Source organism: Nocardia arseniciresistens (assembly GCF_046764875.1).
GTDB lineage: Bacteria > Actinomycetota > Actinomycetes > Mycobacteriales > Mycobacteriaceae > Nocardia > Nocardia arseniciresistens.
Genome location: NZ_JBKORD010000029.1, coordinates 1 through 24,027 on the forward strand (window position 1 = coordinate 1; position 24,027 = coordinate 24,027).

At 65.6% G+C, this 24,027-nt stretch carries 24 protein-coding genes; 12 read left to right on the plus strand and 12 right to left on the minus strand.

The window, feature by feature from the left end:
• Window positions 1–257: 257 nt before the first annotated feature.
• The 3 genes from ACLMAJ_RS36170 to ACLMAJ_RS36180 all read left to right on the plus strand — a co-directional run bounded on the left by ACLMAJ_RS36170 (window position 258) and on the right by ACLMAJ_RS36180 (window position 2,885).
• Window positions 258–992, plus strand: a complete 735-nt coding sequence (locus ACLMAJ_RS36170) for a hypothetical protein (RefSeq protein WP_412018416.1) — start codon at window positions 258–260, stop codon at window positions 990–992.
• Between the two features lie 90 nt (window positions 993–1,082).
• Window positions 1,083–1,691, plus strand: a complete 609-nt coding sequence (locus ACLMAJ_RS36175) for a TetR/AcrR family transcriptional regulator (RefSeq protein ID WP_412018417.1) — start codon at window positions 1,083–1,085, stop codon at window positions 1,689–1,691.
• Window positions 1,692–1,700: 9 nt separating this feature from the next.
• Window positions 1,701–2,885 (plus strand): acetyl-CoA C-acetyltransferase, encoded by a 1,185-nt coding sequence (locus ACLMAJ_RS36180; protein WP_412018418.1) that lies wholly within the window; start codon window positions 1,701–1,703, stop codon window positions 2,883–2,885.
• 98 nt (window positions 2,886–2,983) lie between these two features.
• Here ACLMAJ_RS36180 and ACLMAJ_RS36185 read toward each other — a convergent pair whose 3' ends face one another.
• From ACLMAJ_RS36185 to ACLMAJ_RS36200, 4 genes are read right to left on the minus strand one after another with little or no spacing between them, the layout of a single operon-like run.
• On the minus strand, window positions 2,984–4,054 hold the full coding sequence (locus ACLMAJ_RS36185; protein ID WP_412018419.1) for an NAD(P)H-dependent flavin oxidoreductase: 1,071 nt from the start codon (window positions 4,052–4,054) through the stop codon (window positions 2,984–2,986).
• Entirely contained in the window at window positions 4,051–4,809 is a 759-nt protein-coding gene (locus ACLMAJ_RS36190) for a CoA-transferase subunit beta (RefSeq protein WP_412018420.1), read from the minus strand. The genes ACLMAJ_RS36185 and ACLMAJ_RS36190 overlap by 4 nt, the downstream gene beginning before the upstream one ends.
• On the minus strand, window positions 4,806–5,690 hold the full coding sequence (locus ACLMAJ_RS36195) for a CoA transferase subunit A (protein ID WP_412018421.1): 885 nt from the start codon (window positions 5,688–5,690) through the stop codon (window positions 4,806–4,808). The genes ACLMAJ_RS36190 and ACLMAJ_RS36195 overlap by 4 nt, the downstream gene beginning before the upstream one ends.
• Window positions 5,691–5,694: 4 nt before the next feature.
• On the minus strand, window positions 5,695–6,471 hold the full coding sequence (locus tag ACLMAJ_RS36200; protein ID WP_412018422.1) for an enoyl-CoA hydratase family protein: 777 nt from the start codon (window positions 6,469–6,471) through the stop codon (window positions 5,695–5,697).
• 113 nt (window positions 6,472–6,584) lie between these two features.
• On the opposite strand from ACLMAJ_RS36200, the gene ACLMAJ_RS36205 reads away from it, so the two are divergent.
• From ACLMAJ_RS36205 to ACLMAJ_RS36225, 5 genes are all read left to right on the plus strand, one after another.
• A complete protein-coding gene (locus tag ACLMAJ_RS36205; protein ID WP_412018423.1) occupies window positions 6,585–7,382 on the plus strand; it encodes an SDR family oxidoreductase in 798 nt (265 codons plus the stop codon).
• A gap of 48 nt (window positions 7,383–7,430) precedes the next feature.
• The gene (locus tag ACLMAJ_RS36210) at window positions 7,431–8,342 is read left to right on the plus strand and encodes an SDR family oxidoreductase (RefSeq protein ID WP_412018424.1); all 912 of its coding nucleotides are present in this window, start codon (window positions 7,431–7,433) and stop codon (window positions 8,340–8,342) included.
• 364 nt (window positions 8,343–8,706) lie between these two features.
• On the plus strand, window positions 8,707–9,768 hold the full coding sequence (locus tag ACLMAJ_RS36215; RefSeq protein ID WP_412018425.1) for a TrbL/VirB6 family protein: 1,062 nt from the start codon (window positions 8,707–8,709) through the stop codon (window positions 9,766–9,768).
• A 12-nt stretch (window positions 9,769–9,780) separates the two neighbouring features.
• The gene (locus tag ACLMAJ_RS36220) at window positions 9,781–10,296 is read left to right on the plus strand and encodes an ImmA/IrrE family metallo-endopeptidase (RefSeq protein WP_412018426.1); all 516 of its coding nucleotides are present in this window, start codon (window positions 9,781–9,783) and stop codon (window positions 10,294–10,296) included.
• Window positions 10,293–11,303 (plus strand): hypothetical protein, encoded by a 1,011-nt coding sequence (locus tag ACLMAJ_RS36225; protein ID WP_412018427.1) that lies wholly within the window; start codon window positions 10,293–10,295, stop codon window positions 11,301–11,303. Before ACLMAJ_RS36220 ends, ACLMAJ_RS36225 begins: the two co-directional genes overlap by 4 nt.
• Window positions 11,304–11,596: 293 nt before the next feature.
• On the opposite strand, the gene ACLMAJ_RS36230 is transcribed toward ACLMAJ_RS36225, so the two are convergent.
• Window positions 11,597–12,013: a helix-turn-helix domain-containing protein gene (locus ACLMAJ_RS36230; protein WP_011207048.1), complete on the minus strand. Its 417-nt coding sequence runs from the start codon at window positions 12,011–12,013 to the stop codon at window positions 11,597–11,599.
• Window positions 12,014–12,375: 362 nt separating this feature from the next.
• Window positions 12,376–13,539 (minus strand): steroid 3-ketoacyl-CoA thiolase, encoded by a 1,164-nt coding sequence (locus tag ACLMAJ_RS36235; RefSeq protein WP_412018428.1) that lies wholly within the window; start codon window positions 13,537–13,539, stop codon window positions 12,376–12,378.
• A 99-nt stretch (window positions 13,540–13,638) separates the two neighbouring features.
• Here ACLMAJ_RS36235 and ACLMAJ_RS36240 point away from each other — a divergent pair, with 99 nt between their 5' ends.
• Window positions 13,639–14,949, plus strand: a complete 1,311-nt coding sequence (locus ACLMAJ_RS36240) for a cytochrome P450 (RefSeq protein WP_412018429.1) — start codon at window positions 13,639–13,641, stop codon at window positions 14,947–14,949.
• A 108-nt stretch (window positions 14,950–15,057) separates the two neighbouring features.
• Here ACLMAJ_RS36240 and ACLMAJ_RS36245 read toward each other — a convergent pair whose 3' ends face one another.
• The 5 genes from ACLMAJ_RS36245 to ACLMAJ_RS36265 are packed head-to-tail and all read right to left on the minus strand — an operon-like array spanning window position 15,058 to window position 19,534.
• Complete coding sequence (locus ACLMAJ_RS36245; protein WP_412018430.1) at window positions 15,058–15,474, minus strand: nuclear transport factor 2 family protein; 417 nt, start codon at window positions 15,472–15,474, stop codon at window positions 15,058–15,060.
• 2 nt (window positions 15,475–15,476) lie between these two features.
• Window positions 15,477–16,361: a TIGR03619 family F420-dependent LLM class oxidoreductase gene (locus ACLMAJ_RS36250; protein ID WP_412018431.1), complete on the minus strand. Its 885-nt coding sequence runs from the start codon at window positions 16,359–16,361 to the stop codon at window positions 15,477–15,479.
• Window positions 16,358–17,524, minus strand: a complete 1,167-nt coding sequence (locus ACLMAJ_RS36255) for a thiolase domain-containing protein (RefSeq protein ID WP_412018432.1) — start codon at window positions 17,522–17,524, stop codon at window positions 16,358–16,360. Before ACLMAJ_RS36255 ends, ACLMAJ_RS36250 begins: the two co-directional genes overlap by 4 nt.
• On the minus strand, window positions 17,521–18,561 hold the full coding sequence (locus ACLMAJ_RS36260) for a thiolase domain-containing protein (RefSeq protein ID WP_412018433.1): 1,041 nt from the start codon (window positions 18,559–18,561) through the stop codon (window positions 17,521–17,523). Before ACLMAJ_RS36260 ends, ACLMAJ_RS36255 begins: the two co-directional genes overlap by 4 nt.
• 10 nt (window positions 18,562–18,571) lie before the next feature.
• The gene (locus tag ACLMAJ_RS36265; protein ID WP_412018434.1) at window positions 18,572–19,534 is read right to left on the minus strand and encodes a Zn-ribbon domain-containing OB-fold protein; all 963 of its coding nucleotides are present in this window, start codon (window positions 19,532–19,534) and stop codon (window positions 18,572–18,574) included.
• 115 nt (window positions 19,535–19,649) lie between these two features.
• Between ACLMAJ_RS36265 and ACLMAJ_RS36270 the strand changes: the two genes are divergently transcribed.
• Window positions 19,650–20,687 carry an LLM class F420-dependent oxidoreductase gene (locus tag ACLMAJ_RS36270; protein WP_412018435.1) on the plus strand — a complete coding sequence of 346 codons (1,038 nt, stop codon included), beginning with the start codon at window positions 19,650–19,652 and terminating at the stop codon, window positions 20,685–20,687.
• A gap of 22 nt (window positions 20,688–20,709) precedes the next feature.
• On the plus strand, window positions 20,710–22,308 hold the full coding sequence (locus ACLMAJ_RS36275; protein ID WP_412018436.1) for an acyl-CoA synthetase: 1,599 nt from the start codon (window positions 20,710–20,712) through the stop codon (window positions 22,306–22,308).
• 80 nt (window positions 22,309–22,388) lie between these two features.
• On the opposite strand, the gene ACLMAJ_RS36280 is transcribed toward ACLMAJ_RS36275, so the two are convergent.
• Window positions 22,389–23,387, minus strand: coding sequence for a sigma-70 family RNA polymerase sigma factor (locus ACLMAJ_RS36280; RefSeq protein WP_412018437.1), 999 nt, complete (start codon window positions 23,385–23,387; stop codon window positions 22,389–22,391).
• A gap of 210 nt (window positions 23,388–23,597) precedes the next feature.
• Here ACLMAJ_RS36280 and ACLMAJ_RS36285 point away from each other — a divergent pair, with 210 nt between their 5' ends.
• Complete coding sequence (locus ACLMAJ_RS36285) at window positions 23,598–24,014, plus strand: VOC family protein (RefSeq protein WP_412018438.1); 417 nt, start codon at window positions 23,598–23,600, stop codon at window positions 24,012–24,014.
• Window positions 24,015–24,027 lie beyond the last annotated feature (13 nt).

Below are 24,027 nucleotides of genomic sequence, written 5' to 3' on the forward strand. Positions count from 1 at the left end.
TGGTCGTGCCCAGTGGGCGCGTCGGTGGGGAGGCATGCGACTACTGCCCTGTGCCCTGTGCCCTGCGAGCTGATCGTGAACAGCGCTCGGAAGAGTCGCGCTGTGGGTGGTCGGCAGCGCATAAATGCATTCCGACCTCTGCTTTCTAGGGCAAAGTGGGCGTCTGATCAGGTAAAAAAAGGATGGCGCGTCGGCGCGTCGGGTGTGCCATGCTTGGGGGTAGTTTGATCCGGCACTCCCATAAAGGGGCGATGGCTATGGGCTTGGATCGCCCACTTGCCCGCGAGCAACTGGAACTCGAATTGGTGCGCGAGGTGGTGCTGACCAGGCGTCGCCTGGACAGCTTGGTACTTGCCGCGCTGACTCTCGGTGCCGAACTGATCGACCATGTGTCCGAGGGGGCGACCGCGATAAGGGCCGCGCAAATTCTGGAATGGTATGCCGTCGACGAGGGCGAGGTCGCGCGCGATCCGCGCGGTGCGTTGCGCTCGGATATGGCACGCGATCACGCGCGTGCCTGCCGGATCGGTCTCAACACCGAGATGGGTGCGCCCGCCGCCGATCGGGACGGTCGAAGGCAGCGGCAGAAGGCGCTGCTCGGTGAGGTGCGTGCCGATCTGCTCGCGCTGGTCAGCAAGTGCCGGAAGTTCCGGTTCGATCGCGTCACGTTCGCGGACGAGATCGCGAAGGGTCTGTGCGCCGCTACCGACAAATTGGTCGTCGGTGCGGATATGGACACCTATTACGCCTGGCAGCGCGGCATGGTGCTGAAGCTGAATGAGGTCGCGATGCCCTTCGGTCCGCCGCGGGTGACGGCGACGGTGGACGCGGGGCCGGGCCGCGGCCAGCTCACCCTCGAGTGGGACAGCTGCGAGCGCCGCCTTGCCCTCGTCGCGCGGATGGCGCGAGCGGGTGTCGCGCCCGAGGTGATCTGTGAGCGGCTGCTCGCGGACCTGTCGGTCTCGTCACCGCTGCGGTATTCGCAGCGCTGATGGGCATGTCGCAGGCCGTCCGGCTGCTCGACTGGTGACGGGAAGGCGTGTCGTCTCGACCAAGCAAATGCTTGGTTGTATTATGGCCAGGTGACCGCACCAGACGTCTCGAAATCAGCACGGCGCAACGAACTGCTCGCACTGGCGGCCCAGCTGTTCGCCGAGCGGGGGCTACGCGCGACCACCGTGCGCGATATCGCCGATGCGGCCGGAATCCTATCCGGGAGCCTCTATCACCATTTCGATTCCAAGGAGTCGATGGTCGATGAGATCCTGCGCGGCTTCCTCGACGACCTGTTCGGACGCTACCGGGAGATCGTCGGTTCCGGGCTCAGTTCGCGAGACACCTTGGAAGCCTTGGTACTTGCCTCCTACGAATCATTCGACCACTGGCACGCCGCGGTGGCGATCTACCAGGCCGAGGCCAAGCGCCTGCGCGGCTCGGAGCGGTTCACCTACATCGACGAATACAACCGCGAATTCCGTGAGCTCTGGCACCGGGTGTTGACCAACGGTGTGCAGGACGGCAGCTTCCGGCCCGAACTCGACGTCGAACTGGCCTACCGCTTCCTGCGCGACACCGTATGGGTCGCGGTGCGGTGGTACGAGCCGGGCGGCGCCATCACCGTCGAAAATCTTGCCAAGCAGTACCTGACCATCGTGCTCGACGGACTCACAGTCCCTGAACGCACCAAGTAGGAGATCTTCATGTCTGCACCTGCCCGTCGTCCCTACACGCCGTTGCGGGACGCCTACGTCATCGACGCGGTGCGCACCCCCGTCGGCAAGCGCAACGGCGCACTTGCCGCCGTGCACCCCGCCGACCTCGGTGCGGCCGCGCTGCGAGGACTGTTGGACCGCAACACAATCGATCCCGCGGTCGTCGACGACGTGATCGTCGGCTGTGTCGACAACATCGGCCCGCAGGCGGGCAATATCGGCCGCACCGCGTGGCTGACCGCCGGATACCCGGAGGAGGTTCCCGGCGTCACGGTCGACAGGCAGTGCGGATCCAGCCAGCAGGCCATCAATTTCGGCGCGCAAGCCATCATGAGCGGCACCGCCGAGGTGATCGTCGCCGGCGGCGTGCAGAACATGAGCGCCATCCCGATCTCCGCGGCGATGATCGCGGGCAAGGAGTACGGTTTCGACTCCCCGTTCGTCGGGGCAACCGGTTGGGATCACCGCTACGGCACCGGCGAGGTTTCGCAGTTCAACGGCGCGCAGCTGATCGCCCAGAAGTGGGACATCAGCCGAGAAGACATGGAGCGCTGGGCACTTCGCAGCCACGAGCGGGCACGCGATGCCATCAAGAACGGTCGCTTCGACAAGGAGATCGTCCCGGTCGGTGACTTCTGGATCGACCAGTGCCCGCGTGAGACCACACTCGAGAAGATGGCGTCGCTTGCCGTGCTCGCCGAGGGCGGCACCCTGACCGCCGCCGTCGCCAGCCAGATCTCCGACGGCGCGAGCGCGACACTGCTGGCCTCCGAATGGGCCGTCGAGGCATATGGATTGAAGCCACGCGCCCGCATCCATCACGTGAGCGCCCGCGGCGCCGACCCGATCATGATGCTCACCGGCCCCATCCCCGCGACCAAGTGGGCGCTGGAGAAATCCGGGCTGACCATCGATGACATCGATGTGATCGAAATCAACGAGGCGTTCGCTCCGGTGGTCCTCGCGTGGCTGAAAGAGACCGGCGCCGACCCGGAGCGGGTCAATGTCAACGGCGGCGCGATCGCCCTCGGCCATCCTCTCGGCGCCACCGGCGCAAAGCTTTTCGCCACATTGCTCAACGAACTCGAGCGCGTCGGCGGTCGCTATGGCCTGCTCACCATCTGCGAAGGCGGCGGCACCGCCAACGCGACCATCATCGAACGCTTGGGTTAGAGCCACTAGCAGGCACACGAAAGCCGCCCCGGTCGGCGAGACCTGGGCGGCTTTCGTCGGTAGACCGAAGGGAACGCTTCGGTCAGGACGCGCTGGGGTTACCTTGCTGTTCTGAGTCCGGCGATGGCGTCGATTCGTGTCACAGCGTCGGTGATGATGCGGTCGATGAGTTCCTGGCAGGTGGGCAGGTCGTCGATGATGCCGGTGACCTGTCCTGCGGCAAGTACGCCCGCGTGGGTGTTGCCTTCGACGAGGCCGGCGCGCAACAGCATCGGGGTATTGGCGGCCATGATGACCTGAGACCAGGTGAGGTCCTTGGCCTTTCGCATGGCCAGGCCGTCGCGGACCATGGTCGACCATTTCATGCCGGTCATGCCCTTGAATCGGGCCGCGTTGGCGACCGCGGCGGACAGGCCGCGCCAACGGCCCGAATGCTCGAGGCGCTGCACCAGTTCGGTATTGAGTACCCGGTGCGGCATGCCGTCGACCTTGAGCGACACCACGGTGTCTTGCAGTTGCCGTTGCAAGTACTCCTGCTTGACGGCATCGGGCACGGTGCTTTCCTGGGTGAGCAGGAAGCGGGTGCCCATCGCGACACCCGCGGCGCCGTAGGCCAGTGCCGCGGCAAGGCCGCGGCCGTCGAAGAAGCCGCCCGCCGCCACGACCGGGATGTCGACGGCGTCGAGCACCGAGGGCAGCAGCAGGGTGGTGGCCACCGGGCCGGTGTGTCCGCCGCCCTCGCCGCCCTGCACGATCACCGCGTCCGCTCCCCACGCGGCGACCTTCACCGCGTGCTTCGCCGCGCCGATCGACGGAATCACCACGACGCCCGCGTCTTTCAGTTTGGCGATGAGGTCCTGCTTGGGGGCAAGCGCGAACGACGCGACGGCCACCTGCTCGCGGATGAGCAGGTCGATGCGCTCGGACGCGTCCGAGGCGTCGGCGCGAATGTTCACGCCGAACGGTTTCGTCGTCTGTTTCTTGGTCTTCGCGATCGCCGCTTCCAGCTCCGCGAAGGTCATGGTGGCCGAGGCGAGAATGCCGAGGCCGCCCGCATCGGCGGTGGCCGACACCAGGCTCGGCCCGGCCACCCAGCCCATGCCGGTTTGCACGATCGGGTGCTCGACGCCGACCAGTTCGGTCAGCGGGGTGCGCAGCGGCCCACTCATACCGGTACCTCCGATTCACGAACCTTCTTGGGGTCCAACACCTCACGGATGATGCGAAGCTGCTCGGCGGTGGGCAGCGGAGTCTCGCCCGCGTCGGCCAGGCCCGCGATTTCGAAGGAGGTGTTCTCGGCGACCTCGGCAGCGGAGACGCCGGGGTGCAGGCTGCGCGCTCGCATCGTGTGATCGGGGCCCTCGAAATCGAAGACGCCCAGGTTCGTGACCACCCGGTGCAGGTGGTGGAACCGGAACGCGGGATTGGTCGGATCGACCTTGTCGTAGCCGACGCCGGAGACGATGTCGACCTTGTCGACGAAGACGCGTTTGGTGTGGCGCGAAACCCAGTAGCTCGTCGCATGGTTGATGGTGTTGCCCGGCGCGCCGCGCACACCGAACATCTGCCTGGTCGGCTGCTGCAACGCACCGAATGCCGACAGGTTCTGGTTGCCGAACCGATCGATCTGATTGGCGCCCATCACCACATGGCGGCGGCCCGAGGCCACCACGTCGAACACCCTGCGGAACGGAATCCAACCCTCGATCGGCGACTTGCCGCCGAGCGGGGGAGTGTCGGCGAACAACAGTGCCTCACCGTCGGAGAGCAGCAGGTCCTGCTCGGTGGTGAGCTTGGCGAGGCGCGCGCCGATGATCGACATCGGCGACATCGGGCTCGCCATTATTTCCCCTGCGCCGCTGAAGATTTCGGCGCACGCGACGGCGCAGATCTCGGCCCTTGTGATGGTCTCGGTGCTCGTCACTTCGACGCCTCCTGTGCGAACTCGCGAACGGCGGCCTGGTACTCCGCTTCGGAGACGGCCAGATACTTGTCGACGAACTGCTGCCATGACTCCGGCGTCTTGGCCGACTCGACGTAGTGGCGTTGGAACTTCTCGTCGCGGCCGTAGTTGTCACCGGCCAGGGTGAAGTGCGCACCATCGGGTGCTTCCACGACGCCGTCAACCATCATGCGGTTGAGCAGCAGTGATTGCAGCGGAACGGCTTTCACGAGCTCCTCGGTGTCGACAACGCGCTCCACCGAGACATAGCGGCGTTCGGCGGCAAGGCAGTACAGGTCGTCGAAGTAGGGGTCGACGCCGGTGTAGCCCGCATTGCCGTGCCGATCACCGATATTCAGATGCACCAGCGCCGCATCGAGATTCAGTGCGGGCATCGCGATCAAGGTCTCGGTCTTGCCGTCCGTATCGGCGTACGGCGATGCGACGGTGCGCAGTTCGCCGTCCCAGAAGTTGATGACATCGGACCCGAGCCCGGCGCGAGTCGGCAGGAACGGCAGTCGCGCCGCGGCCGCCTCCAGCCCGGACTTGAGCATGCCCTCGTCCATTTCCCGCGCCACCAGCGCACCCGAGGTGCGCGCCTTGGAGAACCACGGATCGTAGAACGGCGCCGAATCCAGGGATACAAAGCCGTAGTACGCCTTGCGGACCTTGCCCGCCGAGCACAGCAGCCCGATATCGGGGCCGCCGTAGCTGACCACGGTCAGGTCGGTGATGTCCGAGCGCAGGATGGCACGCACCATGGCCATCGGCTTGCGCCGTGAACCCCAGCCACCGATGCCGATGGTCATTCCGCTGCGCAGTTCGCCGACGACCTCGTCGAGCGACATTCGCTTGTCCCGCATGGCTTTAGTTCCCCTTGCTCTCGGCTGCCTTGCGCGCCGCCAGGTCGTCGTCGAAGCGGGCGCGGATCTCGTCGGCGACACCGGCCAGGTTCAGCTCGAAGGTGAAGCCCTGCTCGAAGCGGTAGCTGCGGTGTACGTCCTGCACGTCGATGCCGTTGAGTGCGCGCTTGGCCGCCCGGATGACCCTGCCGTCCTTGGCCGCGATGTTCTTGGCGACTTCCATTGCGGCGGCGTCGAGTTCGGCGCGCGGTACGACCTGGTACACCGAGCCGTAGTGCTGCAACTGCTGTGCGGTGATGGTGCTCGCGGTGTAGAACAACGCCCGCATCAGGTGTTGCGGCACCAGTCGCGACAGATGGGTCGCGGCGCCGAGCGCGCCACGGTCGACCTCCGGCAGGCCGAAAGTGGCATCGTCGGAGGCGATGACGATGTCGGCATTGCCGACAAGCCCGATGCCGCCGCCGAGGCAGAAGCCCTGGACGGCCGCGATCACCGGCACCTGGCAGTCGTATACCGCCGCAAATGCCTCGTAGCAACCGTGATTCGCGTCGATCAGCGCCTGATGGCCCGGCGTGCGCTGCATTTCCTTGATGTCGACACCGGCGTTGAATCCGCGGTTCTCCGCGCGCAGCACGACCACCTTGGTCTCCTGATCGCGCCCTGCCGCGCGGATCTCGTCCGCGATGGCGAACCAGCCGTCGGACGGTATGGCGTTGACCGGCGGGTAATCGACCGTGACCACGGTGATGCCTGTTGATTCGGAGTGACGGTTGATCCCCATCGCATATCCCATCGTGCGTGCCGGATTAGCTCGGCGCGGTTTCTTTCGACCGACCTGCAAGCAGTCGCCAGCGGATGTTGGCAAAGCAAGCAGTTGCTTGGTAGGTTAGCACGGTGGCACTCGAAATCGATCTCGCCGGCAGCGTCGTTCTGGTCACCGGAGGTGTGCGCGGGATAGGCGCCGGGGTGAGCAAGGCTTTTCTTGCCGCGGGCGCGACCGTGGTTGCGTGCGCTCGACGCCCGGCCGACGAACCGGTGCGCAGCGGCGGGCGTGAGATCGAGTACCTGCCGTGTGATGTGCGCGATGCGGATGCGGTGCGTGCGCTTGTCGAGACGATCGTCGAGCGGCACGGCCATCTCGACCACCTGATCAACAACGCCGGTGGCGCGCCGTTCGCCCTCGCGGCCGACGCGAGCGAGAACTTCCACTCCAAGATCATCGAGTTGAACCTGCTCGCACCGCTGCTCGTTTCGCAGGCCGCGAACGCGGTGATGCAGCGGCAGTCCAGCGGCGGATCCATCGTGATGGTTTCGAGCGTGAGCGGGCACCGGCCCTCGCCGGGCACCGCCGCCTACGGCGCCGCGAAGGCGGGCATCGACAACCTCACCGGCTCCCTCGCGGTCGAGTGGGCGCCGAAGGTCCGGGTGAACTCGCTCGTGGTCGGGCCGGTCGAGACCGAACAGAGCGAGCTGCACTACGGCGATCAAGACGGCATCGACGCGGTGGGCGAGACGATCCCGCTCGGGCGGATGGCCAAGCCGGACGACGTCGGCCGTTGCGCCGCCTTCCTTGCCTCGCCACTGGCTTCCTATGTGAGTGGTGCGACGTTGCTCGTGCACGGCGGCGGTGAGCGCCCAGCCTTCCTCGCAGCGTCCAATGCGGCCCTCGGTGCACAACGGGCCGACGCCTGATCCGGCAGACCTGACCTAATAGACAAATACGACAGAGGGACAACAGGTATGGACACCGAGCAGATCTGCGCCGGGCGCATCGTCATCGTCACCGGCGCCGGCCGCGGCATCGGCAGGGCGCACGCGCTCGCCTTCGCCGCCGCAGGCGCCAGTGTGGTGGTCAACGACCTCGGCTCGGCGCTCGATGGCGCGCAGACCTCGGAGACCCCCGCCGAACAGGTGGTCGCCGAGATCAAGGCGCTCGGCGGTGAGGCCGTCGACAACGGCGACGACATCGCGGACTGGGACGGCGCCCGCAATCTCATCCGCCAGGCCGTCGACACCTTCGGTGGCCTCGACGTGCTCGTGAACAACGCGGGCTTCGTGCGCGACCGAATGCTGGTCAATCTCGGCGAGGACGAATGGGACGCGGTCATCCGAGTCCACCTCAAGGGCCACTTCGCGACCATGCGGCACGCGATCGAATACTGGCGCGGTGAGTCCAAGGCAGGCCGCGCCGTCGATGCGCGCATCATCAACACCAGCTCTGGCGCCGGCCTGCAAGGCAGCGTCGGGCAGGGCAACTACGGTGCGGCCAAGGCGGGTATCGCGGGCCTCACCCTGACCGCGTCCGCCGAGTTCGCCCGCTACGGCGTCACCGTGAACGCCATCGCACCCGCCGCACGCACCCGAATGACCGAAACCGTCTTCGCCGACACCATGGCGGCGCCCGAGGACGGCTTCGACGCAATGGCCCCGGAGAACATCTCCCCCCTCGTCGTCTGGCTCGGCAGCGCCGGGTCCGCGGGCATCACCGGCCGAATGTTCGAGGTCGAAGGCGGCAAGGTGGCCCTCGCCGACGGCTGGCGTCACGGCGTCGCGGTGGACCGCGGTGCCCGCTGGACCCCCGCCGAACTCGGCCCGGTAGTCGCCGAGCTGATCACAAAAGCAATGCCCGCGGAGCCGGTATACGGCGCCTGAGCGCTGAGTGGGGCTGTGCGGTACCCGCGCTCGGCTGAAAGTGCGTGGCCTGGCCGAAGTGCGTTTCCCGGGTCACGCAGCTTCCCGGTGCTGGTGGGTGGGGCTGCGTGGATTGTCACCGGGCGGGGAAATCGGCTGGTGCCGAGCTCGGGTATTTACGCGGAAGGACGTGCGGGATTACCGTACGGGCGTCGGCGGCGTGAGCCTCAGCGTGGCGGGTGTGTCGTCTGGGGCGCCTCGGCCGACCGTCTGCGCCGATCTGGGCGGGGGTTTACTATGGGCTGCCGTCCGTTAAAAGTCCCGGACCTGTGCGTTGCGACCGGGCGAAGATCTGCGCTAAATCAAATGAGGGGAAGTCTGGCGCATGGCCGTTGGTCGCACGTCGCGTGTAGTCGCAGTAGTTGCGGCTGTTGCCGGCATTGCGCTACTCGGGGGCGGCGGCGCGGCGCAGGCTCAGCCCGATTCTGCCTCGTCAGGTAACTCCGGCCATGACAACGGAGATGTCTGGCAGCCGCTTTCCATCCCTGGTCAGCAGTCATCGGTAGGTCTTCCGGTAGAGCCGACCGACGCCGCGTCGGAGGTGGCGCTGGTTCCCGGCTCTGCCGCCGCGGGTTCCGCCGCTGCGGGAGGTTCGGCGGCCGCGGGTTCGGCTGCCGCTGGTTCGGCCACGGCGACTTCGGTAATTCTCGGTGCGCTGCTCGGCTCCGGTTCCGCCGGACTCGGTGCCGCACTCGGCACGGGCTCGGCCGCGCTCGGTGCCGCGGCCGTCGGTACCGGTTCCGCGGTTGCCGGAACCGGCTCCGCGGCACTCGGCACAGGCTCGGCCGTGGTCGGAAGCGGTTCTGCCGCAGTGGGTTCCGCTGTTGTGGGTACCGGTTCGGCTGTTCTCGGCACAGGTTCGGCGCTCGGTACGACCGGCTCTGCCGCAGTGGGTTCGGCGGGCGTCGGTTCCGCTGGCGTCGGTTCTGCGGGCATCGGAACCGGTTCTGCCGCAGTCGGTTCCGCGGCCGTCGGTTCCGCCGCCGTTGGTTCTGCCGCGGTCGGTTCGGCAAGCCCCCTGCTGCTGCTTCTGATACCGCTTCCCGCCCCGCCTGCCCCGGTCGTCCCGCCCGCTCCCATTGTCATCCCGGCGGCCCCGCAGATCGCGCCGATCCCCGTGCTCGCGCCGCCCGCTCCCGCTCCCGCGCCGCCGCCCGCTCCCGCAATCGCGGCTGCGCCCGCAGCGCCCGCCAAGCAGAACCCGGACGTGCGTCCGACCAGCGCGAACGACGGGCTGCCGAAGCCGAAGCTGCTGTCGGTGGTCGGTGGCCTCATCGCGATGGCATTGGTCGGAACCGGTTCCGGTGCAGTGAGTTTCCAAAGCGCTTCGGCCGCACAGGCGCGTATCGATGCGGCACGTGCCGAGTTCTTCGGACCGCGGGCGTAAGGGGCTGCAGACGTGAGTGAGAGCAAAACGCAGAACAGCTCGCGGTCCTATCGGCGGGTTGCCGCGGCGGTCGATGCCGTGTGCGCCGTCGCCGCGGACTCCGATGCGACGACGCTCGACGAGGTTGTCGCATCGATAGCGAGCGAGCGCCGTCGGCATATCGAAATCGCCAGTGCGCAACTGGGTCCCGGCGTCTGCGGTCAGCGCAGGTTCTATCCGGACCGGGATGTGATCGTGCTTGCCACCGCGCTGCCGAGCCGGGATCACACGCTCGCGCATGAGTTGGGGCACATCGTGTTCGATCACGACGGCGCGCCCGCGGAAGAGGTGACGCTGGAGGCCACCGACGATTTGATCGCCTACATGCTCAGCCAGCGGGCCCATCAGCAGATCATGGAAGACGGTGCCGACGAACTCGCCGAATGGGAGGCGGAGACGTTCGCCGCCATGTTGATGACCCGCCTGCGCGTATTCAACAGCCGGGGCGCAGGCGTCTCGGTCCTTCGATTCGATGAGGCACTCGGATGACCTTCTGGTTGACTGCCCTGCTGGTCTGGGTTGCCGCTGGTGCGCGAGTTGGCCGTGTGCTGGTGAAGCCGGCGACGACAGCTCGGGTCGCCATCGTCGTCGCGGTAGCCGCCGTCGCACTCGCCGCAACGGTCGCGGTCCCCGAGATTGCTTTGGCGATCGACAATCTGCTGCCGCGCGGACTGCGCAACGCCATGCTTTCCGACGGAGTTGTGGTGTCGGCGTGGATGATTTTCGCCACGGCCACCTCGGTGGTCGCGTCGGCGGCGTGGCCGGTGGTCTCGCGACAGAACCTGCGTCGGGTAGCGACGGTGATCTACGGCATCGGTGTGATCGCGATCGCGATCACGCTGGCCTGGTCGACCACTTTCGGCTGGATCTACGTGGCACTCGGCAGCACATTCATCGTCATTACCGGACTGCGTAATCTCGACTGGACGGCGCTCGGTCGCGGTATCGCGATCTACACCACCGGTACTGCCTTCGTGGCCGTGCTCGCGGTACTGGAGATCCGCCGGGCATTCATCGATGCACCGCGAGCAGCACCGGGAAACGCGGCGTGGGCCTGGCCCGCGTGGGAAATCGCGAGTCTGCTCATCGCGTTCGGTGCGGTATGGATCGTGGTCGAGCTGTGGGTGCGAGCGCGGGTGCTACTGAGCCAGATTCGGCCGCTGCACCGCACCATGATCGGGCGCTTCCCCGAGGTGATCGCACACGAGCAGGAGACCTCGTCCACACAGCTCAAGGCTTCCGATCACGTGGCGCAGATCATGGACGCGCTGTACTTGCAGTCGGGTGGCGGCATCGAGTTGACTGCCGCTGGCCCGCCGCCCTCGTCACCGGTGGATCGTGCGGACCGGGTCGCGGAGTGGGCGCGTAATCCATTGGGCGACGCCGTAGTAGACGCGCGATGGATTGCTCCACCCGAGGGAATCAGCCCGCGCGGTTGGGTCCAGACGATCGCGCGGGCCTATGAAGCGTCAACTCCCGTGCACGTCCGGAATTGATCAACTCGCCACAATGCGGATCACCAATACCGATCATCGCGACGCATTCTCGATGAAACCCCGTTTTGAAACTCCTGACATAACAACGAATCCGGCTCGGCGATCGCCGAGCCGGATTCGATGTAAGTCACCCCGGTATCCGATCAACTGTTTCGTACACACATGGGTATGTCGCGGGGACGGTTATAACTCACCCCCGCACTCTCCGCCAGCCCATAACTCTCGGGGCGCCCGAACCCATGACGTAGTACGGTGCGCCCCTCGGGGCGCACCGTACTACGTAGTAGGAGAACCTATTCGGTGCCATCCGGAGGAATTTCGGGCAAACCTTCGCTTGCCCGCAACTTCTCTGCCATGGAGGTGAGGAGATTCTGTGATTCTTCGGACAGATCGAACGCTCTACTCGACAAGCGCCGCAGTCCATAGCCTTGCAGCTGGGACAGCAACTCAAGATCGTGATCGATCTTGGCGGCGTAGATGTCGTTGAAGAAGTAGTCCGGCTTGACCTTGAAGAACTTGGCCAGTGCAGCCACCGTTTCGTCCGACGGATTCGTCCGCTGCCCCGACCGCAACTGGGAGAGGTACGGTTTCGATATCGGATGCCCGGAGGCCGTCAGCGCAGCCGCAACCTCCGCGTTGGTGTGCGGCTTGCGCCCCGGGGGATGCACGGTTTCGAACAGCTTGTTCAGCCGCGCCGCGAAATCAGCCATTGTGAGCCGCCCAATTCCCTTCGCTGTACTAACAGTCGTTATCTCGGATACGTATCATTGATATTAGCGGCTCAGTAACTGAAAACCTACGCCTGATTCAGGATTTCCTTGAAGCTTCTAGGTCCAGCCCAGGTGAAGTGACTCCGACCGTGGCGTTTGCGGGTCGCCCCAACGGCTCTTGCGAAGCGGTGGTGTTCCCAGGTTCTGGCCCGTCGCAGCGGTCTCGCCCTCCAGTTGAGGGATAGCCTAAAGATAGCTGACGTCTCATCGACTTGTCTGTAGTGGCCTTTGTGTGGCGTACGACACGTTTTGGCGCATTTGGGATGAACGTTCAACCAATCGCAAGGAATTGGTCGATACGCCTACAACCGCTCGATGATCGTGCCCGTCGCCAGTGCGCCACCCGCACACATGAGCACCATCCCCGTGCTGCCTCCGGTTCGCTCGAGTTCGTGCAAAGCCGTTGTGATGAGCCGAGATCCGGTGGAGCCGACCGGGTGGCCGAGTGCGATCGCGCCGCCGTTGACATTCACCCGGTCCATGTCCGGATGGTGTACAGAGGCCCACGAAAGTGCGACCGATGCGAATGCCTCATTGATCTCGAATAGATCGATGTCCCCGATATTCATGCCGGAGCGCTCCAGTAGCCGCGTGCAGGCCTGAACGGGCCCGTCGAGGTGGAACTCCGGCTCGGCGCCGACCACGACTTGTGTGACAATTCGGGCGCGCGGGCGCAATCCCGCTCGCTGCGCGGCCTTTTCGTCCATCAGCAGTACCGCGGCGGCGCCGTCGGAAATCTGCGACGAGGTTCCCGCGGTGTGGATGCCACCCTCGAGCACCGGCTTCAGCTTGGCGAGGCTCTCCAGGTTGGTATCGCGAAGGCCCTGATCCCTGGTCACCTCGAGCTTCTCGCCGGTGAGGTTGCCTTCCTTATCGGCGGCGGGCGCCGTGATCGAAAGTACCTCGCGATCGAAGCGGCCCTCGGCCCAGGCCTGCGCGGCCCGGCGCTGCGAGCGGACGCCGAGTGCGTCGATATCGTCGCGAGTAATGCCGCGCCGCTTGGCAATACGCTCGGCCGCCTCGAACTGATTGGGCAGGTCGATGCTCCATGACGCGGGCCGGCGCGGGCCCGCGTTGGTACCGACGTTGGCGCCCAATGGGACTCGGCTCATAGCCTCGACGCCGCAGGCCATCCCGATGTCGATGGCGCCGGTCGCGATGAGCCCGGCGATCAGGTGATTGGCCTGCTGCGCCGAACCGCACTGTGTGTCAATGGTGGTGGCGCCCGTCTGCCACGGCAGGCCCGCGTGCAGCCACGCGACTCGGGTGACGTTGTTGGACTGCTCACCGGCCTGGGTGACGCAGCCACCGATAACCTGCTCTACGAGGGCGGGGTCCAGATGCGCCTTCTCCAGCAGTCCGCGCTGGGTCAGTCCGAGTAGCTCGGCGGCGTGCAGGCCCGACAGCCAGCCCCCTCGCTTGCCGATCGGGGTGCGAGCGGCCTCGACGATTACGGGTGTGCCCATGTCCAACCTTTCCTTTGGGACAGAAAACTGAAACGTGTGTCCACGTTAGCGTCAGGTGGATCGGTCCAGTTCTTCCCTCATTATCCAGCCTATGCTTCAATGATTGTAGAACGTGTTTCAGTTTGTCGAAGGAGACATCTGGTGGTTGACCCTCGGAACGCTGTACCGAATCTGCCCGAGGGGTTCGACGTCACGGACCCCGATATCTACGCCGAGCGGATCCCGGTCGAGGAATATGCGGAGCTGCGCCGGACCGCACCGATCTGGTGGAATCCACAGCCTCCCGAGGTCGGCGGCTTCCACGATGACGGCTTCTGGGTCGTCAGTAAGCATGCCGACGTGAAGGAGGTGTCGCGGCGAAGTGACGTGTTCTCCACCTTCGAGAACACCTCGATCCCGCGCTTCAACGACGACATCACCCGCGAGCAGATCGAGCTGCAACGGTTCGTCCTGCTCAACATGGACGCGCCGCAGCACACCAAGCTGCGCAAAATCATCTCGCGCGGGTTCACCCCGCGAGTGATCAACAGTCTGCGCGCCGAACTGAAGGCCAGGGCCGAGTCGATCGTTAAAGAGGCGGTGGCGACCGGATCCGGTGACTTCGTCACCCAGGTCGCATCCGAGCTGCCGTTGCAGGCGATCGCCGAGCTGATCGGCATCCCGCAGGAAGACCGCAGGAAGGTCTTCACCTGGTCCAACGACATGACCGGATACGACGACCCCGAGAGCGAGGCCGACCCGCTCGCCGCGTCCGCCGAGGTCCTCGGCTACGCGTACCAAATGGCCGCGGCACGCAAGGAGTGCCCGGCCGACGACATCGTGACCAAGCTGATCGAGGCGGATGTCGACGGCGATGAGCTGTCGCCGGAGGAGTTCGGGTTCTTCGTGATCCTGCTGGCCGTCGCGGGCAACGAGACCACCCGCAACGCGATCACCCACGGGATGGCGGCCTTCCTGGAGCACCCGGACCAGTGGGAGCTGTTCAAGAAGGAGCGCCCGGCCACCGCGGCCGACGAGATCATCCGGTGGGCAAGCCCGATCACCTCGTTCCAGCGGACCGCGCTGGAGGACACCGAGCTCGGGGGAGTGCGGATCAAGCAGGGGCAGCGTGTGGTCATGCTGTACCGCTCGGCCAACTTCGACGAGGACGTCTTCGAGAACCCGGAGAAGTTCGACATCACCCGAAAGGACAATCAGCACTTGTCTTTCGGCGGCACCGGCGCCCACTTCTGCATCGGCGCGAACCTGGCACGGATGGAGGTCGATCTGATCTTCAACGCCATTGCCGACGCCATGCCCGATATCACCAAGCTCGGCGATCCGAAGCGACTGCGTTCCGGCTGGCTCAACGGCGTCAAGGAGTTCCAGGTCGACTACAAGTCCTCGGGGGGCTGTCCGGTCGCGCACTGACGAAACCCGAAGGGGCACAGGCATACCGAAGGGCCCTCGTATCCGGCAGTTCCTTTGCCGGTACGAGGGCCCTTCGGTATGCTGCCCCGAGGGAGCAAGGCAGCGAGCTCAGCTGATGGGTTTTGCGGTGGCCATCGCGCGGTCGACCTCCCAGAATGCCCGCAGCGCGACGATCTTGCCCGCATCATCCACCTTGTAGGTGAACACGCCGTCGGCGTCGATCTGATGGCCGCCGAGCTTGGAGCGAATGGTGCCGGTGAAGGCGATCTCTTTGCCACAGGCGAAGGAATCGCCGAAAAGGAACTCGATCGAATCGGTCTTGGCTATCGCCTTGTCCCAGAACGCCGCGACGGCTCCCCTGCCGCGATGGCCCTTGCCTTCGGGGTCGAAACCCGAAGGACCGATGGGATCTTCGACGATGCCGTCCTCGGCGAACAATGCGACCCATGCCTGCTTGTCCCTTGCGATGACCGCGGCCTGCGAGGCGAGCCCTGCGACCCGTGCTGGATGGTCGGTAGTTGTCATACTCATACCTTCGCGACGATGGGATCCTCGATATTCTTTTCGGCGAACCGGCGCATCGAATCCTGTTTGGCCGCAAGCTCACCGTCGAAGCCGATACCGTCGGCAAGCCACGGGATCACGATCGTGTCGGTCACTCCGGCATCGGCCAGATTCTGATATCCGGATCGGCCGAACCGGTCGATGCACACCGCCTGGATCTCGAACGGCACACTGTCCCTGCCATATTCGGTGCGCAGCGCGCCGAGCTTGCCGATCGTCGCGCGGAGCTCGTCGTAGGTCATCATCGCCGAGGTCCAGCCGTCGCCGATCTTGGCGGCGCGCCGCAGCGCGGGCTCGGTATGTCCGCCGACGTAGAACGGCACCGGCTCGGTCGGAGCCGGGCTGATCTGTAGTGGGTCGAAATCGAAGAACTCGCCGTGGAATTCGACCATGCCGCCGCCCAGTGCGAGCTTGATGACCTCGATCATTTCGTCGACCCTGGCGCCGCGCCGCGCGTATGGAACGCCGCACCACTCGAATTCCTCTGGGGCCCATCCGATTCCGACGCCGAACCCGAACCGGTTACCGGACAGGTTGGCGACCGAGCCGACCTGCCTTGCCAGCAGCAGTGGATTGCGGGATCCGAGCTTGAGGACGTTGGTGTAGAAGCGGATCCGGCTGGTCACCGCTGCCATGGCGGTCGCCCCGATGAGCGGGTCGACCCATGGCGTCTCCGGTCCCCAGAAGCGACTGCCGTCGGCGGTGTATGGATATTTCGCCGCCGCGGACTTCATGTAGAACAACGAGTCGGGCAGTGCGACGGAAGCGAAACCGCATTCCTCGGCGGTCTTCGCCAGTTCCGGCAACTGTTCGATCGGGCTCAGCGCGACGCTAGCGGTGAACTTCATCGCCGCTCGGATCCGACGACCCACATCGAGAAGTACTGCGAGCCACCGCCATACGCGTGGCCCAGCGCCTTCTTGGCATTTTCGACCTGATACGCACCCGCCCGGCCCATCACCTGCTTGGCGGCCTCGGCGAAACGGATGAGCCCGGACGCGCCGATGGGATTCGAGGAGAGCACCCCGCCGGAGGGATTGACCGGCAGCGTGCCGCCGATTTCTGTCTCGCCCTTGTCGGTGAGTTTCCAGCCGTCGCCCGGCGGCACGAATCCGAGGTTCTCCAGCCACATCGGTTCGAACCATGAGAATGGCACGTAGATTTCGGCGACGTCGATTTCGGCGAGCGGATCGGTGATCCCCGCCGCCTTCCACAGCGCGGCAGCGGCGTCCTGGCCTGCCTGCGGATTCACCTGATCGCGTCCGGCGAAGGTGGTCGGTTCGGTGCGCATCGCGGTGCCGTGTACCCACGCCACCTTCTTGCCGGCGGCTTCAGCGACGGTCGCTGCTTCCTCGTCGCCGATCACTACCGCGCAGGCACCGTCGGAGGATGGGCAGGTCTCGTCGAATCTGATGGGATCCCACAGCATTTGGGATGCCAGCACCTTTTCCAGCGTGATATCCGGCTGGTGCAGATGCGCGAGGGGGTTCTTGGCGCCGTTGCGCCGATCCTTCACCGCGACCATCGCGCCGATGTGGCTCGGTGCGTTGGAGCGACGAATGTAGGAACGGACGTGCGGCGCGAAGTATCCGCCCGCGCCCGCGCCGACCGGCATCGTGAACGGCACGGGAATCGACAACGCCCACATGGCATTCGATTCCGACTGCTTCTCCCATGCGATCGCCAACACGCGCTTGTGCACCCCGGCCTGCACCAGGTTCGCGGCGACGACGCCGGTCGAGCCGCCGACGGAGCCTGCGGTATGTACGCGAAGCAGCGGTTTTCCAGTGGCGCCCAACGCATCCGCCAGATAGAGCTCGGGCATCATGACGCCCTCGAACAGGTCGGGCGCCTTCCCCACCACCACCGCGTCGATATCGGCGATGGTGAGGCCCGAATCCTCGAGCGCGCGATCTATTGCCTCGCGACACATGCCCGCCATGGACACATCGGTCCGTTTCGTCACGTGATGGGTTTGTCCGGTGCCGAGCACCGCAGCCGGTAACGTCATCGGTTCTCCAAAACAGTCACAAGATTCTGCTGTAGCACGGGGCCGCTGGTGGCATGGGCGAGTGCGCGATTCGCGGTGCCCGCCATGATGGCCCTTGCCGCGAAGCCGATCCGCTCGAGTCCGGCGGCGAACATCGGATTGGCCGCCAACGCGCCGCCCGAGGGGTTCACGGTTGTTTCGGGCTTCAGGCCGATCGCCTCGGCGAGGATCAGCTGCTGGTGGCTGAACGGCGCGTGTAGTTCGGCGATGTCGAAGCCGCTGGTATCGCCGCCGGTAACCGCTTGGGCGGCAGCCGAAGTCGAGGGGGAGACGGTCAGATCGCGGGCGCCGAGTTGACCGGTGTCCACGCGGTGCGCCATTCCGGTGATCCAGGCCGGGCGCTCGCAGAGTTCGCGGGCCCGGTCGCCGACGGCGAGCACGACCGCCGCCGCACCATCGGTGATCGGCGCGACGTCGTGCGCGCGTAGCGGGTCGGCCACATACGGTGTGCCGAGCAGGCTTTTGATGTCACCGCCGGCGCCGGTGATACCGGCGGCCACCGCCGCCATATCGCGTTCGGTCCAGCGACCGCTATCGAGTCCGGCGCGCGCCTGCAAGCCCGCGATGGACAGCGAGTCCGGCCACAGCGGTGCGACCAGATAGGGATCGAGCTGCATGGTGAGGACCTGGCGCAGCGTGCCGGCGGAGGACTTGCCGAAGCCGTACACCAGCGCGGTCGTCGCCTGCCCGGAACGCAGTTTTACGAAGGCCTCGTAGAGCGCCCATGCGGCGTCCATCTCCACGTGGGATTCGTTGATCGGCGGCACGGCGCCGATGGCATCGATTGCCGAGATGAACGAGAAGGCCCGTCCGGCAAGGTAGTCGGAGGATCCCGAGCACCAGAAGTCGATATCGGATTTGGTGATGCCGAGCTGGGTGTAGAGCTGCTGGAAGATGGGCACCAGCATCTCGACACCGTTGGTGGTGCCGAAGGTTTCCGGCACGTGCGGTGCGTGGGCGAAACCCACGACCGCGATGTCGGTTGCGTTGTCGGTCACGTGGGCCTCTCTAGAGGTGATGGGAGTAGGTGTCGTATTCGGCGTCGGGCTCGCCCGTGGGACGGAAGTGGTCCACGTTCTCCAACCCGTAGCCCCATTCCTCGCGCGGCTTCCACACCGCTTCCACCTTCATGCCCATCCGCACCTCGCTCGCCTCGCACCCGAGGACCAGGTGCAGCACCGGGATGTCGGCACCGTCGAGCAGCACGTAGGCCGCCACATACGGCGGCTTGATGCGCTGTCCGAGGAACGGAACGTTCACGATGCAGAACGTGGTGACGGTGCCGCGGTCGGACAGCTGGACGATCTCGTCGGTCGGCCTGCCGTTGGTCGGGTTAGCGCCGCGCGGCGGGAAGTACACCTTGCCCCCGGCGTCGGTGCGCCCGCCGAGCAGCTTGCCTTCGGCAAGTCCGCGCAGGTAGATGGTCTCCTGCGGCGAGGCGGTGTGCTTGTAGTCGAGGTCGACCGGAGTGGTGATCACCGTGACCGGCTCGGCGTCGTCGACGGATTCCGCTGGTGCGTTGGATGTTTCGCCGGGCTCGAAGCAGGCGATGTCCTTGATACTGCCCTCGGTCTCGGCCGCCCACCTTGCGGCCACGCGCTGGCCGCTATGGATGGCGTCGGGGTCGGCCACGTCGACGGCGTGCAGCAGCGCCGTGTCCGCGCCGTCGAGCTTGATCAACGCCCAGGCGAACGGGCGATCGAAGGGCTGGCCGGGCAGTGGATCATGGACCCAAGTCCACGATTGCACCGTGCCGGTGTCGGCCACGTCGACGAACTCGGTGAGTGGCGCGGAGGTGATCGGATCGTATTCCGGCGGCGGCACGAGCACCCGCCCGTCAGAGCCGCGTACGCCCACGATCTTGCGGGCGCGCAGCTTGGTCAGGAAGTTGCCGATGGTCGGTCCGACCGATCGGGTGTAGTCGAATCGCACCCGGAGGGGCGCGCTGAGTACATCAGGCACGGTGTTCAAATCCGACCCTCTCTCATCCGCGATTGTGCCGGATACGGTATTCCCCTGAGTCACAATGTCGAGTAGAACAGGTTCTTATTCTGCTGGCAAGAAGTTGGCTGGAAAGAGGTCGATCGTGAAGTTCGGATTGCAGCTCGGGTACTGGATGGCGCAACCGCCGCAGAATGCCGGTGAGTTGGTGATTGCCGCCGAGGCGGCCGGGTTCGACGCCGTATTCGCCGCCGAATCCTGGGGGTCGGACGCCTTCGGGCCGCTGATGTGGTGGGGATCGTCGACGCGGCGGGTTCGCCTCGGTACCTCGGTGGTCCAGATGTCCGCGCGAACGCCCGCCGCGACCGCGATGCACGCGCTGACGCTCGACCATCTCAGCGGCGGCCGGGCGGTCCTCGGGCTCGGTGTCTCCGGCCCGCAGGTGGTTGAGGGCTGGTACGGGCAGCCGTTCGCCAAGCCGTTGCAGCGCACCAGGGAGTACGTCGACATCATCCGTAAGGTGCTCGCGCGTCAGGCGCCGGTCACCAATGCGGGGCCGCAGTATCCGCTGCCCTACGCCGGACCGGGTTCGACCGGGCTCGGTAAGCCGCTCAAGCCGATCGTGCATCCACTACGAGCGGATTTGCCGATCTGGCTCGGTGCGGAAGGCCCGAAGAACGTCGCGCTGACGGCCGAGATCGCCGACGGCTGGCTGGCGATCTACTACGCGCCGCGGCTGGCCGGGATGTACAACGACTGGCTCGACGAGGGCTTCGCGCGGGCCGGCGCGCGGCGTTCGCGGGAAAATTTCGAGATCGCCGCGAGTTGTCAGGTGGTGCTGACCGACGATGCCAAGAGCGAGATCGAGCGGATGCGCTGGATCATGGCGCTCTACATCGGCGGCATGGGCGCGCCGGAGATGAATTTCCACGCGCAGGTGTATCGGCGGATGGGCTACGACCGTGAGGTCGACGAGATCGGCAGGCTCTACCAGGCAGGCAAGAAGGCCGAGGCGGCCGCGCTGGTGCCCGATGAGCTGATTTTGGATACCGCGATCATCGGCGACGAGGAGCATATTCGTAAGCAGCTCGGGGTCTGGGAGGCGGCCGGTGTGACCGAGATGCTGGTGTCTGTTCCCGATGTCGAGCAATTGCATCGGCTCACACCCCTTGTACAGATGTAGAACACGTTCTAGATTCGTAGGGGTGACGAATTCACCCACCCCGTCGGCTCCGCCTGCTCGCCGTTCCCCGGGGCAGGAGTCAGTAGAAATTCTCGGTCTGTGGAACATCGCTGACGCGGAACCCGATCGAATCGCCGTGGTCGATCCAACGGGCCGTGAGGTGACGTATCGCGAATTGGCCACCCTCGCAAACCGCTACGGCACCGGCCTGCGGGCGCTGGGCCTACAGCCAGGTGACGTGCTTGTCAGCATGGTGCACAACTGCATCGAGGCGGTCGCCGCCTACTTCGCGGCCTACCAGGCCGGGTTGTATATCGTCGCGGTGAACTGGCACCTGACCGGCCCGGAAGTCGCCTACATCCTGGCCGACAGCGAGGCGAAGGCGTTCATCGCAAGTGACCGGTTCGCCGCGGCCGCGATCGCCGCCGCCGATGAGGCGGGATTGCCCGCGACGGCACGCTTCGCGGTAGGCGAGATAGCGGGCTTCAAGTCGGTGGCCTGGCTCGGCGCCGCCGACACCGGCCGTCCGGACAACAGGACAACCGGTGCGCCGATGCTCTACACCTCGGGAACCACGGGGCGCCCCAAGGGTGTTCGCCGCCCGCTGACCGGCGCGGATCCGGATGTCATTCCGCCGCATACGAATGCTTTCTTCGGGTTGTTCGGCCTGGACCCCTATGACGATCACGTGCACATCTGTGGCTCGCCGCTCTATCACACGGCGGTGCTGAACTGGGCGACCATCTCGATTCAGCTGGGACACAAGGTTGTTCTGATGGACCGCTGGGACGCCGAGGACATGTTGCGGCTCATCGACAAGCATCGAGTGACCCACAGCCATATGGTGCCGACCCAGTTCCATCGGCTGCTCGCGCTGCCCGATGAGGTGCGCGCGAAGTACGACGTGTCCTCGCTGCGCAGCATGGTGCACGGTGCGGCGCCGTGCCCACAGGAGACCAAGCGGCAGATGCTGGCATGGTGGGGCCCGACCGTCACCGAGTACTACGCGGCCACCGAGGGCGGTGGCACGGTGATCAACGGCACCGAGTGGCTGCTCAAGCCGGGCTCGGTCGGTAAGGCCTGGCCGTGGTCGGTGATCAAGGTGCTCAGCGAAGACGACGGCTCCGAGGTGCCCACGGGGGAAACGGGGCTGGTCTACATGAAGATGGGTGCGTCGAGCTTCGAGTACCACCACGCCAAGGAGAAGACCGAGGAGTCGAGGGTCCGCGACCTGTTCACCGTCGGCGATATCGGCCACCTCGACGAGGACGGCTACCTCTACCTGCATGACCGCCGCTCGGACCTGATCCTCTCCGGTGGCGTGAACATCTATCCCGCCGAGATCGAGAGCGTGCTGATCACCCATCCGAAGGTTGCCGACGTCGCGGTCTTCGGCCTGCCGCATGCGGACTGGGGCCAGGAGGTGAAGGCGGTGGTGCAGCCCGCGGAAGGCTTTACCGGCGACGACGACCTCACCGCCGAGCTACTCGCCTTCGCCGCAACACAATTGGCGAAGTACAAGATGCCGCGCTCGATCGACTACCTTCCCGAGCTCCCGCGCGACCCCAACGGCAAGCTCTACAAGCGCAAACTCAAGGAAAGTTACCTTTCTACCTCCTAGGCGCAGACAACCGAACCGCCCCGCCACCCGGATCGAAATCCGAAGTAGCGGGGCGGTTTTCGTTGCGTGAGAGCGTCGGCTCAGGCCGGCTCGCGCAGTTCCTTCGAGAGGCCGAACAGCGGGAACAGCTTGTCGGTATCGAGGAAGAAGTTGAGTCCGGCGACCGTGTCGCCGTCGAGCTCGAGCACCGTGATCGACCACGGGATCCACACGCCGGGCTCGTCGCTCGGCTTGTAGTGGCCGAAGGCGGGCAGGCCGTTCGCGCCCTCCAGGCGAATCAGCCGGGAATCGCGGCAGGCATGGCCGTGGCCGAGCATGAAAGCGGCCACGTTCTCGGGGCCGGAGATCCACAGCTCGAGCGGCGGCATGGACAGTGCCACATCCGCTTTCAGCAGTGTGGTCAGCGTGTCCATGTCATAGGCCTCGAACGCCTTGACGAAGTCGTCGACCAGTCTGCGCTGGTCCTCATTGGTTTCGTCATAGGTGTCGGTGTCCGCGGGCTGGATCTTCGACATGGTCGCCCTCGCGCGCTGTAGCGCGCTGTTCACCGATGCGGGGGACATGGTGAGGGCCTCGGCGGTTTCGCTTGCCGAGAAGCGCAGCACCTCGCGCATGATGAGAATGGCGCGCTGGGTAGCGGGCAGGTGCTGACAGGCGGCGACGAAGGCGAGCCGGAGGGTGTCTTTGGCGCTCGCGTGCTCGGCGGGGTCCGCCCCGAAGGCGAGGGCGTTGGGGATCGGCTCGATCCACACGTAGTCCGGCTGCGGCATGGGCAGCGGCGCGTCCGGTCGCGACGGCCCGGCCAGATCCATCGGCCGCGCGCGGCGCTGCGGACCGTCGAGCATGTCCAGGCAGACATTGGTGGCGATGCGGTACAGCCAGGACCGTAGGCTGGCCCGGCCTTCGAACGAGTCGTAGGACCTCCAGGCGCGGGTGAAGGTTTCCTGTACCGCATCCTCCGCCTCGAAGGACGATCCGAGCATTCGGTAGGTGTAAGCGCACAGCTCCCGCCGATGGCCCTCGAAGGAAGAGGAGACGTCAGGGGCGAGGCCAGCGGTATCGCCGGACAAGTCGGTCATGGAAATGACCCTGCCACAGGCCACTGACACATTACAGAGCTAAAAGGGCCCTACCTGCGGAATCAAGATCATCATCAGTGCCGGTGGCGCCGTGTTGGAGACAACGACCGGCATCACAATGCCGGTCCGATGAATTCCGGGTAGTCGGTCCGTCTCCATTTATGAACAGAAAGACGGACCACGCATGGACCGAGAGCAAGGACGCCGAACATGAGCAGCAAGATGATCTTTATCAACCTCCCTGTCGCCGACCTGGACCGGTCGAAGAACTTCTATGAGGCTCTCGGCTGGAAGGTGAATCAGGACTTCACCGATGAGAATGCGGCGTGCATCGTGGTCGACGACAATATCTGCCTGATGCTGTTGACCAGAGACTTCTTCCCGACCTTCAGCAAACGACCTCTGGGGGACACCGTGTCGACCATCGGCGCCGCGTATGCGCTCGCGTTGTCCAGCGCCGAAGAGGTCGACACGCTCACCGCCGCGGCATTGGCCGCCGGGGCCATCGAAGAGGTGAACGAGGACAAGCGGGCACAGGAGGCGCAGGTCGGCATGCACGGCCGCACCTTCATCGACCCGGACGGCCACCAGTGGGAGCCGTTCTGGATGGACTACCCGGGCCACTAGAGACTGCCGGAGG